Annotated in this window: 10 protein-coding genes; all 10 read right to left on the bottom strand. The window is 57.3% G+C overall.

The features are described 5' to 3' along the window. Nucleotides 1-73 precede the first annotated feature (73 nt). Nucleotides 74-1,024, bottom strand: coding sequence for a carbohydrate ABC transporter permease (locus ACFSR7_RS20730; RefSeq protein ID WP_378164900.1), 951 nt, complete (start codon nt 1,022-1,024; stop codon nt 74-76). 6 nt (nt 1,025-1,030) lie between these two features. Continuing rightward, nucleotides 1,031-2,434 carry an ABC transporter substrate-binding protein gene (locus ACFSR7_RS20725; protein ID WP_378164898.1) on the bottom strand — a complete coding sequence of 468 codons (1,404 nt, stop codon included), beginning with the start codon at nt 2,432-2,434 and terminating at the stop codon, nt 1,031-1,033. Nucleotides 2,435-2,457: 23 nt separating this feature from the next. Continuing rightward, on the bottom strand, nt 2,458-3,315 hold the full coding sequence (locus ACFSR7_RS20720; RefSeq protein WP_378164896.1) for a DUF6923 family protein: 858 nt from the start codon (nt 3,313-3,315) through the stop codon (nt 2,458-2,460). 135 nt (nt 3,316-3,450) lie between these two features. Continuing rightward, nucleotides 3,451-4,293 (bottom strand): AraC family transcriptional regulator, encoded by an 843-nt coding sequence (locus ACFSR7_RS20715; protein WP_378164894.1) that lies wholly within the window; start codon nt 4,291-4,293, stop codon nt 3,451-3,453. Nucleotides 4,294-4,548: 255 nt separating this feature from the next. Next, the gene (locus ACFSR7_RS20710; protein ID WP_378164892.1) at nt 4,549-5,175 is read right to left on the bottom strand and encodes a hypothetical protein; all 627 of its coding nucleotides are present in this window, start codon (nt 5,173-5,175) and stop codon (nt 4,549-4,551) included. Between the two features lie 481 nt (nt 5,176-5,656). After that, the gene (locus tag ACFSR7_RS20705; protein ID WP_378164890.1) at nt 5,657-8,347 is read right to left on the bottom strand and encodes an alpha-L-rhamnosidase; all 2,691 of its coding nucleotides are present in this window, start codon (nt 8,345-8,347) and stop codon (nt 5,657-5,659) included. A gap of 38 nt (nt 8,348-8,385) precedes the next feature. Continuing rightward, nucleotides 8,386-9,978 carry a hypothetical protein gene (locus ACFSR7_RS20700; RefSeq protein WP_378164888.1) on the bottom strand — a complete coding sequence of 531 codons (1,593 nt, stop codon included), beginning with the start codon at nt 9,976-9,978 and terminating at the stop codon, nt 8,386-8,388. Nucleotides 9,979-9,983: 5 nt separating this feature from the next. Next, nucleotides 9,984-11,732, bottom strand: a complete 1,749-nt coding sequence (locus ACFSR7_RS20695) for a glycoside hydrolase family 35 protein (protein WP_378164887.1) — start codon at nt 11,730-11,732, stop codon at nt 9,984-9,986. Nucleotides 11,733-11,771: 39 nt separating this feature from the next. Beyond that, entirely contained in the window at nt 11,772-12,938 is a 1,167-nt protein-coding gene (locus ACFSR7_RS20690; RefSeq protein ID WP_378164885.1) for a Gfo/Idh/MocA family protein, read from the bottom strand. 22 nt (nt 12,939-12,960) lie between these two features. Continuing rightward, nucleotides 12,961-13,845, bottom strand: a complete 885-nt coding sequence (locus ACFSR7_RS20685; RefSeq protein WP_378164883.1) for a carbohydrate ABC transporter permease — start codon at nt 13,843-13,845, stop codon at nt 12,961-12,963. Between the last annotated feature and the right edge of the window lie 13 nt (nt 13,846-13,858).

The following is a 13,858-nucleotide window of genomic DNA, read 5'->3' as shown; positions in this document are numbered from 1 at the left end:
CCTGAGCCCCGGATGGATGGATAGCGTCGGCCCGGGTTCTTTTTCCAACATGGTCTTTAGCCCCCTCGGCCGATTATTGATAGTGTATCTTGCGTTCCCATCCGGCGAATTGAATCCAGGAGACGAGAAGCAGCAGCGCGATCATGACGACGGTCATCGCCGAAGCCAGCCCTTCGTCGAAGAAATTGAAGGTCGTCTCGTAAATGTAGTACAGGAGCAAGCTGCTCGCATGATTCGGACCGCCTTTGGTCATCATCCACAAGTGGTCGACCCACTTGAAGGCGTTCGTAATCGCCACGACGGCGACGAACAGCGTGGTGGGCATCGTAAGCGGAACGGTGATGCGAAGCGCCCTCCCCCAGGCACCGATGCCGTCCACGGCGGCGGATTCGTACAGCTCCTTGGAGATTTGCTGCATCCCCGCCAGATAGAAGATCATGAAGTAGCCCGCTTCCTTCCAGACGGTCATCGCGACAAGAGAGAGCAGCACGGTGTCCGGATTGCCGAGAAGATTGACTTCGCCGCCCCCGATCCATGCGACGAAGCGGGAGAACAAGCCGAATTGAGGCATATAAAGGAACAACCAGATGCTCGCGGCGGCGATCATCGGGATCATATTCGGATAGAAGAAGGCCATCCGGATCAAGCCTTTCCCGCGGATCGCCTTATTCGCGAGCAAAGCCATCACGAATGCCAGCGCCATCGAGGCCGGGACCGTGCCCAGTGCAAACCACATATTGTTGCGCAGCGACTGGCCGAATACGGGATCGGACAACAGCATCTTGTAATTGCCCCAACCGACGAACGCCGGATCGCGAACCGCCAGATTTTTCTCGAACAGGCTGAGCCAGACCGACCTCAACATCGGATAATACGTGAACAGACCCAGCAGCAGCAGAGAAGGCAGGACGAAGCCCCAGCCTAAACCATTCAGCTTCAGCCTTTTACTTAAGCGGGCGTTAATACCGCATTCTCCTTCATGGCAAGGCCGGCGGATGAGCGTTTGACGGCCCCCCGCCGGCATGCCGCGTTATTTGTTGAAAGCGGCGAGCTGCTTGTCGGCTTCTTCCTGCGCCGTTTTTAAGGCGGACGCCGCATCCGTCTTGCCGGAGAGCGCGGCCTGAATCTGATTGGTCAGCGCCGACGATACCTTGCCGTGATTGTGCGTGGACAGCTCGCGGAACGCGTAAGGCAGTTGATCGCGCGCGACCAGCGCTTGCGGGAAGCTCGCGGTATAAGCCTTCATCACGTCCGTATCATAGGCCGACTTGCGTACGCCGATGTACCCGGATGAAGAACTGAACAAGGCCGCTTGCTCCGGCGCCGTCATGTACTTGACGAATTCCCAGGCGGCCGCTTGCTTCTCGGCGCTCGTATCTTTGAAGATGTACAGATTGCCGCCTCCGGTAGGAGAGCCGTATTGCTTGTCTGCGGGAGAGAAGGCGACGCCGAAATCGAACTTCGCGTTGTTCTTCACGTTGGTCAGGTTGCCGCTCGTATGCATCATCATGGCCGTCTTGCCTTCGATAAAGTCCGTCGGCGTAGCGGCCCAGTCGATAATGCCTTCCGGCATCGCCTTGTCCTTCTTGGACAGATCGATCCAGAATTGCAGCGCCTCCACGTTCTCCGGCGTGTCGAAGATCGCCTTCTTGCCGTCGTCGCCCATGATGCTCTGCTTCGGATCCGAAGCATGCTGGCGCGCCAGCATTTGGAACATCCAATAGGAGTCGTCGTTGCCCGGAATCTCCAGTCCTGCATGGCCGTCCCGGCTCAACTTCTTGGCATCCTCGACCAGCTCGCCCCAATTCGTCGGCGGCTTCTCCGGATCAAGCCCGGCTGCCTTGAACATGTCCTTGTTGTAGTACAAAATAATCGTGCTGCGCTGGAACGGGACGCTGTAGGTGTGCCCGTTCGCCGCGGTGTCTTCCACGAAGGCCGGATAGAGATCGTCCTTGTTAAACTCGGCCTCATCCTTCGCGATGAAGTCGTCGAGCGGAACGATGGCATCCAGATCGAGCATGCTGTACAGCTCCGTGGACATCATGACCGCGACGTCCGGCGGCTGCTTGGCCATGACGCCCGCCTGGATCTTAACCGTGTTGTCCCCGTAGTTGCCGGTATAGACCGCATTGACCTTGATCTCCGGATGCTCTTTCATGAACGAGGCGGCCATCCCGTCGACGACTTTGGTCAGCGGTCCGCCGACGTTCACCGGATAATAGAACGTGAGCTCTACCGGATCTTGAGCGGGCGCATCCGCCGTAGCGGCGACTTGGGAAACGGAGGTCGTTGCGGAAGAGGCCGGTGCCGAGCTGCTGCTCTGTCCGCCATTCTCCTGCTTATTGCCGGTTTGATTGTTGTTTGCGCTGCCGCACCCGGTTAGCGCGAGGACAAGCCCCAGCCCGAGAAGCAGTTGACGCCTGCGAGTAGCCATACGTTCGATTTTCTCCCTTCCTGTCAAGGCGCGTAATGTCTGAATATCACGCTGATTCGGTTAGAGGCGACCTCGAGAATATGCAGGATGGCGCCGCTCGAAGTCGGAAGGACCGCAATGCCCTGCGCTTCGATGCCGCCCAGGCTGCTGCGATCTATCGCTACGGTGACTTCGCCGGTATCCGGGTTGATGCGATAGACGTTTTTGGAAGAATTGTCGGAGGAAGCGTAAAGATAGCCGTTGTATACTTCGGCGCCCTGGATCCGGTCGATCGTCTGGCTGAGCGGAACCGTCTTGATCAAGGACATGTCGCTGAGGCGGAAGACGTTCAGCACGGGAGCCTTGCTCCATTGCGCCGTGTACACCTGTCCTCGCGCGGCATCGACGGCTACCCAAGGCACGCCGCCGGGATGAAGAGAGAGCGGAAGCTGGTAGGAGATACCCGTGTATTCAAGCGTGTTGGCGTTATAAAGGGCGATATAAGGATGGCTATAGCTGTCGCTGTCTTCGATCGGCGCATAGATCAGGCCGTTGTAGTAAGAGATGTCGCCGATATGATCTCCGCCCTGGAGCGAGATCGCTGCCGGAATCGCGAACGTATTGCGTTTGATCACGGTTGTGCCGTCCAGGGAAGTCTTCAGCAATCCGTAGTTCGAATTAAAGATCCACGAGCTGCCGTCCGAAGTCACGCCCTGCCCGCGCTCCAGCGCGTCGGTCAGCCAAAACGTCTGCTTGGACGTTTCATGCCATGCTTCCGCCGCTTGGACGCTGAACGCCGCATCCGAGCCGTTTACGGCCGGAGCCGCCCACGCCGAAGCGGTAAGCGAGCTGCCCAGCAACAACCCTGCGCAAACCAAACCAGTCGTTTTTCTCCATCCCATTTGAAATGCCTCCTTTGTATGCTCTATCCGGCTTTTTCGCAGCCCGGACCGAGCTTGTCCCGGCTACATGCTCATTCTAGCTCGATCGGGAAGGAGGCCTCTTGTACAAAACGGCGATTCTATTGGACAAAACGATTATTTTGCCGGAAGCGGATTGGCCGTTACCTCGTGCATATACTTCTTGGGCGTCATGCCTGTCTGCCGCTTAAACATGCGGGAGAAATGCCCCTGATCCGCAAAGCCGGCCTGGTCGGCGATCTCCCTTAAGCTGAAATCGCCCGTGCAGATCAGCGTCTTGGCGCGTTCGATTCGCAAACGGATCAAATAGTGATGGGGGGTGTGGCCGGTCTGCTGCTTAAACAGCTTCATAAAGTGGGACAAGCTGACGTTGGCGAGATTAGCCAGCTCCTGGAGGGCAAGCTCTTCGTTCAGATGTTCTTTCATGTAGTCAATGGAATATAGAATGTCCGGATTGACCGCAAGCCTCGCTTGAACGGGTCCGCGGCTTACCTTCGCATAGTGACTCAACAGATGCATAATCAACATATTGGACAATGAATCGCTATAAATTTTCCCCTGCCTGCCTTCATTATGCAGCTCCTCGAGCATCCAGAGGCCAAGCTGCAGCAGCTTGGGATCCTTGACGTAATGAAGCCGCTCCATCCGGACATACCCTTCCGTCAGCATGCCCGCGTCTCGCGCCAGCCGCTCCAAGTAGGAAGGCGGAATCTCGATCTGCAGAAAATACAAGGACGCGCTCCCCCACGTAACCAACATGGGCTCGCCGGCCGGGATGATATGAATCGTATAGTAATTCTCATAATAAGCGGAGCAGTGTATGCCTATGAGATGCCGTGCTTTGGAGGAATGAAGAGCCGCGCGCTCGGGCGTCGGCCATCGCGTCACCTGCAGATGTTCCCATCCCAGGGCCTGGCTAGTGAGCGTGGGCAACTCGTAAGCGCCTTTCGTTTGTTGCATCCTTTTCCCCTCCTTCATTCATTCTCCCTAAAATTAACAATCATTTATTTGCTGGGGATTAGCTTTAGGTAAAGGTCTGAATATTAGGATGCGAACAAGGCGGAAATGCAAAAAAACATACGGGTTTCGTATGTCCTGGAATGATTCCTATGAAAACCTCGAGGTAAGTTGACAAGCTATTAGCTGGTATCACTGAACAGTCTGACGGATCTAGCCGGCAGGCCTTGTAATTGAACTATTGTTTACCGAGGGGCTCTAGGCGTTTCGATAAAGTATACAAGAATGATCAATTAGGGTAAACTCCCCTTCGGGAAGTTTTCCATTTAAAGATTGATTAATTACGATAGCCTGAAATTTATGTAGGTCTTTGAAAGTAACATTTGCAAAGTTATATTTTTCATTCGGCCATGTTTCATTAACATTAAACAGACCCTTCATGTCATCTTCAATTGCTAGACCACCCATGCAAAACTTCAACTCTTTATAGAGTGAGATTAATAACCGGACAAACTCATCCAATTCCTCATCTTTAACACCTGACTGATTCCACTCCGGGGCATCTTCTTTAGCTCCGAAAAAGCACATTGAAAATGACAATATTTCCGAACTTATTTTCTCTACGAACAGTAAAGCTTTCCGCTGTCGGGCGGTGTGCACTGTTAAGTTGATTTCTATTCGATGGATGATTAAGCTGCCGGGATCATCCTTATCATAAGGATAGCCCTCGTAAAATTGCTGAATATATTCTGGCGAATTGTGAACTTCTATTTTAACGTTAATATTACTCAGTTTAGAAATGACTAATTCAATTTTCGTTGGTTCATTAAATAAAAAGCTATATAGCCACATATTTTCTTCATCGTACCCGTTAACTTTTCCCATGACTTTGTGTCCTGGATAAAGATTTTCTGAGGTTAAAGAAGCTCATCAGAGATGTATTTAACTGTGCATAACCATGTTTGATTTTATCATGTCGACAATGAATACAAGAGATAGTAATTCCATGCGCGTTATATTGGCCTGGCCTTTTAAGACATTTTCTACATTTCTGCATAAGAGACAGCTAACATATATAAGGACAGCTTCGATAAACGCAGCTGCCCAATTTATGATATAGAATATAGGTCAATATAGTCCATCTTCAGGTTTCCGCTTAGACACTGTAGCTGACAACCGGCGACCGCAATGAGAGCCAGTTGCAGTTGCTCTACCGAAAGTCTGGCGCATGAGCTCAAGCAGACACGATGCACATGGCAACTGCAGGCGACCGCACCGCGGCGGCGATAGCATCGCAATGCCGTGCGCCTCAGGAGAACGGCATGCAGTCCCGCCAATATCTTAAAAACAAGTCAGTGTTCCTGGATCAAATACGATCCGTCACAATTTCAAATATTCCCGAGCCAAGCTCAAGACAAAGTTCATCGTCCACTTGGCGAGCGGAAAGCACGCCCGCAGCTTGTCCTATAGCTAACCCGTTTACGGTTGCGGTACATTTCGCGCTCCTCGGCAGCCTTACTTCCGCCGTTGTATTGGCCGGTATTTGGACCTCGTACGTAATAGTCGCGCCGCCTTCCTCGCCCGACAACCGCCAACCGCTCACGATCAACCCATACGCAGATTCATAAGTGGCCTTCGCATAAGCCAGTCCGGAGTCAGGACGCGGCCTTAGGACGACGCGCTTATAACCGGGCCGCGCCTCGTCCGCGTCGAGCCCCGCGACATACCGGTACAGCCATTCGCCGACGGAGCCGTACGCATAATGGTTGAAGGAGTTCATGTCGTCGCTCCAGAAGCTGCCGTCCGGCTTAATCCCGTCCCAGTGCTCCCAGATGGTCGTCGCGCCGCGGTGAATCGAATACAGCCAGGACGGGTAATCCTCTTGCTGCACAAGCTTGACGGCATGCGCATGATAGCCGTTCGCGGACAACGCTTCGCATAAATAAGGCGTGCCTACGAAGCCCGTCGTCAGATGGAATCCCTGCTCCTCCACGTACTCGGCGAGCGTCCGCGCCAGCCGCTCCCGCACCGGCCCTTCCACGAGCCCGAAAGCCAGCGGCAGTACATGCGCGGTCTGCGTATGGGCGGCGAGCCTTCCGCTCGGCGTCACGAATTCGCGCTCGAAGGCGGCGACGATACGCTGGTAGAGCTCGCCGTACTTTTCAGCGTCCTCCATGCGTCCCAGCGCCTTCGCCGTCTTCACGAACAGGCCGGTCGAATACGCATAGAAGCAAGTCGCGATCAGATCCTTCGGGGTAGCGCCGACGTAGCTTCCTTCCTTTGCGTCGAGGCCGAGCCAATCGCCGTAATGAAAGCCGGTATTCCACAAGCACTCGTCTTCTCCTTGCGCCCGCATATACTCGACCCATGCCTTCATGCTCTCGTATTGCGTCTCGAGCACGCGCGTATCCCCATAGCACAAATAAATCGTCCAGGGGCATATGACTGCCGCATCCCCCCAGGCAGAGGAGGCGTAGGCATCATCGCTCAGCACATGCGGAACGACGAACGGTACGCCGCCATCCGTGCGCTGGTCCGCCTTCAGATCGCGCAGCCACTTGGCGAAGAACGGCGCTACGCCGTAGTTAAACGCTGCCGTCCGAATAAACGCCTGCGCGTCGCCTGTCCAGCCGATCCGCTCGTCCCGTTGCGGACAATCCGTCGGAATGTCGAGAAAGTTGCCGCGCTGCCCCCACACGATATTTTGTTGCAGCCGGTTCAGGAGCGGATGCGAGCATTCGAACGTTCCCGTCGGCACCATGTCCGAATGGATGACATGACCGGTGAAACGTTCAAGGGCCAGCGGCACGTCTTCCGGCCAGCCTTCTATTTTCACATAGCGAAATCCCTGAAACGAAAAATACGGCTCGTACGTTTCCCCGCCGCCCTTGCAGACATAACTTACCTTCTGCTCCGCGCGGCGAAGATTGCCGACGTAGAAGTTGCCGTCCCGGTCTAAAACCTCCGCATGCCGTAGTGTAATACACGTTCCCTCCGGCAAGTCCAGTTGCATATGCATGCGTCCGACCATGTTTTGACCCATGTCGATGACGGTCTCGCCGGACGGCGTCCGCATCAGCGCGATCGGCTTGAGACGCTCCGTGACGCGGACAGGCTCGTTTTCCTGCATGACCAGCATATCCTTTGGATGCTGCAGCTCATCCGCCGCGGCCCAGCCTCCGTCGTCGTATTCGGCCGTCGTCCAGCCGGTCTTCTCGAGACGGGCGTCGTACGTCTCGCCATGATACAGCTCGGACATGAGGATCGGTCCGGTCTCCGCCCGCCACGAGCCATCGCTTACAATGCGCTCCGCCGTTCCATCTTCATAATCGACGTGAAGCTGCAGCACCAGCGCCCGTCGGTCTCCGAAAATGTTCCGGTGATTCTCCCAGGCCAGGTTGCCCTTGTACCAGCCGTCCGCGAGCATGGCGCCGATCGCGTGGCGCTCGCCGGTGCGAAGCTGATCCGTCACGTCGTAGGCTTGTACCTGCAGCCGTTTGCGGTAGCTCGTGAAGCCGGGCGTGAACTGCCAATCGCCGACACGATGGCCGTCCAGTTGCAGCTCGTAGAGACCGAGCGCCGTCGCGTACACCGTCGCACGCCGGATCCCGCTACGGACGCTGAAGCTCTTGCGCAGCAGGAAAATCTCCTGCGCCTGCGGATCGATCTCCGCATCAGCCGGCGTGATCCATGCCGCAGACCAGTCGGCGGGAGACAGCAGCCCCATCTCCCAGGAAGCCGGCTCGCTCCAATCCGATTCGCGGCCGGCCGCGTCCCACACCTTCACGCGGAATCGATAGCGCCCGCGAGCCTGAAGCGAGAGGCCGCCGTAATCGACGAGCACGGAGCGATCCGAATCCACCCGGCCCGTATCCCAGACCAGCTCTTTTTCGTCGAATCCCGCCAGCCCGCCGGATACTTGAATTCGATATGCGCGCTGCATCACATGGAAGCCGTCCGACGCGAGCCGCCAGCTGAGCCGTGGCGCCGCGACGCCGAGCCCGATCGGATTTCGCATATATTCGCATCTCAGGCGGACCGCCTGCAGCTTTGCCATGCCCTCACCTTCCCAAGCTGTCCGAGCGATACCACCCGTCAGCCGATTTCATCGGTATTCATAAGAGACAGCTCCATGATCTCCAAAGGCGTCAAAGCAATCTCGCGCGCTTTCCCCTTATACGCCAGCGTCCCTATATTCGGCTTTTCCGTCAGATTGACCAGCAGCACCCGCGCCGCCTCCCGATGCCAGACGAGCAAGATATCGCTGCCCGCCGTCAGCATCGGATAAGCGACCGCTCCGCCTGCCAGCAGCTTGGCGCGCAGCGCTTCGATCTCGGCTGCCGCCGACCATTCGCCAGCTGCATAATCCAGCACCTCGACCTTGCCGTCTCCAAGCGAATCAACCTTTTCCCGGTTCCGTCGCCAGGCTGTCCGGTCCATCAGTACCTTTCTATATTGAAGAAACCGCCGCTCCCATTCGGGCGTCACTTCGTAATCGCCGACGAACAGCAGGCAATCCGCGCCCCCGAACGCCTCAACTTCCTCGGAGCCGGCACGCAGCGGCCGCACAGGCAGTCCGGCGAGGATCGGAAGGGTGTACGGTCGCGCTTCCTCCGCATGCCCTTTGGTACCGTAGGCCACATGAATCGGGCAAGCCGGCTCCGAGCTAGAGCAGCGCTCCTCCAGCGCGTGCAGCTTCGGCAGCTCCGCTGCTAGTAGCCGCCAGTATTCTTCCGTGATCAGCCACGTTCCGCTCATGAGCAGCAGATTGGGGATGCCGGCGATGAGCGCCAGCTTTGCCTTGAAAATCAGATTGGCCGGACTTAGCGCCTTGGCGGGGAACACCGTCGTCTCGCTGAATGCGTGCTCCCTGCCCATCGCAGCCAGATGATAGCTCATGCTGAACCACTCGCTGGCCTTGCCCTCCGGCGCACCAAAGGTGCGATCGTCGAAGTGAAACTCCCCGACGCGAAACAGGCAGTCCGGAATCTTCTTCTTGACGGCCGTGACGTCGATGCCCTGGCGCTCGTCGCCCAGGTGCATGACCATCAGGCCGACCCGAACCTCCTCCGCGGCCATGGACGCCATGAAGCCGGTCAGTCGTTCGCATTGATAGTCCAGCCAATCCTTGACCAGCCGCTGTTCGCCGGCGTCGTCCATCGCCCTCGCGAGTGCAGCCCGATCGACGTTCCGCGCATAAGCCGCGTTGAACCCGGCGATCGCCCGATCGCTGAAGCATCCGCTCATGCGATCTCCCCATAACCCCGATCGCAGATCGTCGTCCATGAAAAATTGCGTGAAGCCCGCCGCTTTCAATTCCCGGATCGACCGGACATTGTCCTCGATCATGGCGTCCTCGATCGCCGCGCAATAATAGACGGGCTTCCCCTCCTGGTCCAGCCGATAGGACCAATGCGCCGGCAGGCGCAGATCGAGCGACTCGTCATCGGGGTTCAGCCCGTTCCCCGGATGCCCGACGGGCAGCTGGATCACGCCGACCTCAAACCCGTATGCCCGCAGCTGGTCCGCCGCCTTCGCCATCTCCTCGACAGGAGACCAGAGCTTTCCGAAGAAAAAGCCGTACAGCCAGACCGTGTTCACGCCCGCATCCTTCAGCATGCCAAGCGTTGCCGGTCCCCGGTCGGCATCCAGCACGATCGCTGCGTCCAATGAATAGTGCAGCTTCATCCTCGTCACCCTAGCATCGCTTCGTCCGTCAGACGCGCGACAGGCGCATCGGCGCCGTGCAGCTCGAACAGGACCAGCTCGTTCTTGCCTTTGCGGAGCAGCGGCGCGGGGACATACAGCGTCTGCTGCGGACCGATATGCCAGTACCGTCCGAGATTGAAGCCGTTCACGTAGGCGACGCCTTTGCTCCAGCCTTTCAATTCCAGGAATGTATCGGCCGGTTCTTCGACCTCAAAAGCGCCTCTGTAAAAGGAAGGACTCTCCTGCTTCCGTACCTCGCCGCCGTAGGCCAGACCGCTTAAGTCGCGCAGCGGAAGCGTGTGAACGGTCCAGCCGTAAATATACTGGTTGCCGAACCGGACGCCCTCCGTGATCCCTTTCCGATCCGACAAGTACGGACCGAAGTTCGTTCTGCCCATATTCTCGACGAGAATGCGCAGCTCTCCCCCGCCTGCCGGAACCGAGAGCCGAATCCGCTTTTCCCCGTCGGCCCGCTCGATGACCCCGAGATACGCGCCGTCGAAAAAGACGAGCGCACGGTCGCGAACCTCTTGAAGGAACAGCTCGTTTTCTTCCCGGGGTCCGGAAAGGCGCGCCGTATAGAGGATGAAGCCATAGTCCTGTCCCAGCGACTCCATCGGCTCCGGACACGTCCGCGACTGCGGCGTCGATAATCGCTCGAGCGAATCGAACAAAGACACCTGCTCCGTCATCGTCGCCTCGCCGTAGGCCTGCTTGCGGATCGGCTCAGGCAATGCAGGCGGATCGGCTTGCGTATACTTCGCAATCGTCTCCCGAATCGCGTAATACTTCTCGGTCGGTTCGCCCGCTTCGTTCAACGGTGCGTCATAATCGTAGCTGGTCACGTCCGGCAGATAGACGTCGTCCATAATGTTCGCCCCATTATAGAAGCCGAAGTTCGTGCCGCCGTGGAACATGTACAGATTGACCGATGCGCCCAGGCCCAGCATCTCGTCCAGCAGCTCGGCGATCTCCTTCGCGTCCCGCCGATGGTGCGTTTCACCCCAATGGTCGAAGTGCCCGTCCCAGAACTCCGTGCACATCAGCGGCTGATCCTGCTGGTACTGTCGCAGGATCTCGAACGCTTCCCGGGGCTTCTCGCCGAAATTGACCGTCTCCAACACGCCCGGCACCATGCCGCCCTGCAGCAGGAAGTCGACGGGACCGTCCGAGGTGAACAGCGGAACGTCCACGCCTCTCTCCGACAGCGCCCGCTCAAGATACTGCAAGTACGCCGTATCGTCGCCGTAGCTGCCGTACTCGTTTTCGATCTGCATCGCGATAATCGGTCCGCCGTTCGTGCACAGGAGCGGCTTCAGCAGCGGGATCAGCCGATCGTAGTAGCGGTCCACTTTATCGAGATACGGCTGATGATAGCAACGCAGCCGCATGGCGGGATCCGCCAACAGCCAGGCCGGCAGCCCGCCGAAATCCCATTCCGCGCAAATATAGGGGCTCGGCCGGATCATAACATGCAGGTCCAGCGAACCCGCAAGCTCGATAAAACGAACCAGGTCCGCGATGCCGGCAAACTCGAACCGTCCTTCCTCCGGTTCGTGAACGTTCCAGGCTACATAGGTTTCCACCGTATTAAGCCCGCACGCCTTCAGCTTCCGCAGCCGGTCCTCCCAGTACTCGGGCACCACCCGGAAGTAATGGATGGAGCCGGACAAGATCCGCAGCGGCTTGTCATCCAACCGAAACTGCCCGCCTTCTATTTTGAAAATCGCCATATGATCCTTCCCTTCCTATCTTTCCATCTATCCATCTATCTATCTGTCCGGCCAGCTTACGGCTTGAAAGGTTCCCGTTTCCGCGGACGCCTTCGCCTTCAGGCAGGTCAACGCGCTAAGCAGTCCCGCTTCGATCGGGGAGATCGAGACGGCCGTTTTGCCTTTCATGATGTCGATGAAATTGCCGATCAGCGCGTCGTCGCCGCCGCCGTGCCCGCCGGAGAATGCCGCCAGATCGATGCTGTGCGTCTCGACGACGGGCGTATGATGCATGTAGACCTTGACGTCGCTGCTGTGCCAGTCGAATTCGACCGTGCCTTTATAGCCCATGAACCGTGCGCCTCTCGCGCCGGCTTTTTTCCGGACGAAGAAATTTTGCGAGTAATTGACGTGCATGCCGCTCTCGTATTGAATGATCACGCTGCCCGAGTCCTCGTTGCCCGTGTCCACCGCGAAGCAGCAGTAATCGCCGATCGGCACTTCTCCGGCTTTGCGCAGGTTTTGCGGGCTTTCCTGGCAGGTGTCCTGGTCCTCGCAATCCTTGCACATCAGTCCCGCAGGCTTGTTGCCCGTGAAAATCCGCTTGGAGGTCATCGCGCAAACCTGCCGGGGATTGGCACCCAATACATAGCTGATATAGTCCAGGTCATGCGTGGCCTTCTGCAAAAACATACCCTGCGTTTCCTGCTCGTTCCTGTACCAGTAGTGGAAATAAACGCCGCCGTACGTGACGTTGTTAACGGCCTGCACGTGCTCGACCGTGCCGATCTTGCCCGAGTCGATGATCGACTTGACCAGCTGCACATGCGGCGTTACCCGCAGCGGAAAAGACACCACGACAGGCGGCTTGGCCGAGCGTTCGTACGCGTCCCGCAGCCGGATCAGATCCGCCATCGTCGTCGAGATCGGCTTTTCCACGTACAACGGCCATCCTTTGGCCAGCACCTTGACCGCCATCTCCGTGTGCAAGGAGCACCGGGTGCCGATACAGACGCCATCGTAGGGACCGTGCTCCAGCATCTCGTCCGCATCCGCATAGAACCGGATGCCCGAGACATCGGCCCCCTCCGCGATCATCTCGCCGCGAATCGTCTCGCTGCGAGGATCCGCGATTGCCGCGATCGCGCAGCCGTCGTCCTGCTGCTTCATAATGCCCAGCAGCCGCTTGATTTGAAGACCGTAACCGATCACAGCAACTCGTGTCATGCTAAGCTCCCCCACCTGGACATCATCCCTTCACGCTTCCCAGGACGATGCCTTTCACGAAATATTTTTGCAAAAACGGGTACACCAGCAAAATCGGCAAGGCGCCCAGGAAAATCTGCGACGCGCGCGTCGTCCGGTCGGAGATCTCGGCGAAGTCCTTCAAGTTGGCCATGTCCAGCTTCATCGGATTGCTGTTGATGACCATCAGCTGCAAATACGTCGACAACGGATAATTTTCCGGAAAGTTCATCAGGATGAGCCCGTCGAACCAGGCGTTCCAATGGCCGACGACCGTGAACAGGGAGATCGTCGCCAGCGAGGGCATGGACAACGGAACGTACATCGTCCACAGCACCCGCCAGTGACCCGCACCGTCGATAAAGGCGGATTCCTCGATCTCCTTCGGCAAGCCGCGGAAGAAGTTGAGCAGCAGGATGACGTTGAACACCGGCACCGCCCCGGGAATGACAAGCGCCCAGATCGAATCGATCAGCCCGGTCTTGTTAATCGTCATGTACCAGGGAATGAGGCCGCCACCGAACAGAATTGTAAAGATGAAGTACCAGGCGTAGACCGTACGATACTTGAAGTCCTTGATTTCCTTGGACAAGGGGTATGCGCACAGAATGGTAAGGGCGATGTTGACGGTGAGCCCGAGCGCCACCCGCTCCAGCGTGATGCCGAAGGAGGCGAAGAATTCCGGCTTGTTCAAAATGTAACGGTAGGAGGAAAGCGTAAAATCGACGGGCCACAGCTTGATCAGACCGGCCGCGGCGGCCGAGCTGGAGCTGAACGAAATGGCCAGCATATGAATGAGCGGGAGCAAACAAAGGACGGAAAGGGCAATGAGAAATATATAATTTCCCGTCACGAAAACCTTTCGCCCGAACGAAAGCCGACGATGCAAAGCGCCCGCCTCC

Source organism: Cohnella sp. GCM10020058 (assembly GCF_042683485.1).
In the GTDB taxonomy this organism is placed as follows: Bacteria; Bacillota; Bacilli; order Paenibacillales; family Paenibacillaceae; genus Cohnella.
Note: the sequence above shows the minus strand (reverse complement) of the source record. Positions and strands in the feature narration are given on the sequence as shown.

Excerpts from the sequence above, each read along its gene's own strand:
- ACFSR7_RS20730 (WP_378164900.1), bottom strand. The coding sequence starts at position 1,024 with ATGCCGGCGGGGGGCCGTCAAACGCTCATCCGCCGGCCTTGCCATGAA.
- ACFSR7_RS20725 (WP_378164898.1), bottom strand. The coding sequence starts at position 2,434 with ATGGCTACTCGCAGGCGTCAACTGCTTCTCGGGCTGGGGCTTGTCCTC.
- ACFSR7_RS20720 (WP_378164896.1), bottom strand. The coding sequence starts at position 3,315 with ATGGGATGGAGAAAAACGACTGGTTTGGTTTGCGCAGGGTTGTTGCTG.
- ACFSR7_RS20715 (WP_378164894.1), bottom strand. The coding sequence starts at position 4,293 with ATGCAACAAACGAAAGGCGCTTACGAGTTGCCCACGCTCACTAGCCAG.
- ACFSR7_RS20710 (WP_378164892.1), bottom strand. The coding sequence starts at position 5,175 with ATGGGAAAAGTTAACGGGTACGATGAAGAAAATATGTGGCTATATAGC.
- ACFSR7_RS20705 (WP_378164890.1), bottom strand. The coding sequence starts at position 8,347 with ATGGCAAAGCTGCAGGCGGTCCGCCTGAGATGCGAATATATGCGAAAT.
- ACFSR7_RS20700 (WP_378164888.1), bottom strand. The coding sequence starts at position 9,978 with ATGAAGCTGCACTATTCATTGGACGCAGCGATCGTGCTGGATGCCGAC.
- ACFSR7_RS20695 (WP_378164887.1), bottom strand. The coding sequence starts at position 11,732 with ATGGCGATTTTCAAAATAGAAGGCGGGCAGTTTCGGTTGGATGACAAG.
- ACFSR7_RS20690 (WP_378164885.1), bottom strand. The coding sequence starts at position 12,938 with ATGACACGAGTTGCTGTGATCGGTTACGGTCTTCAAATCAAGCGGCTG.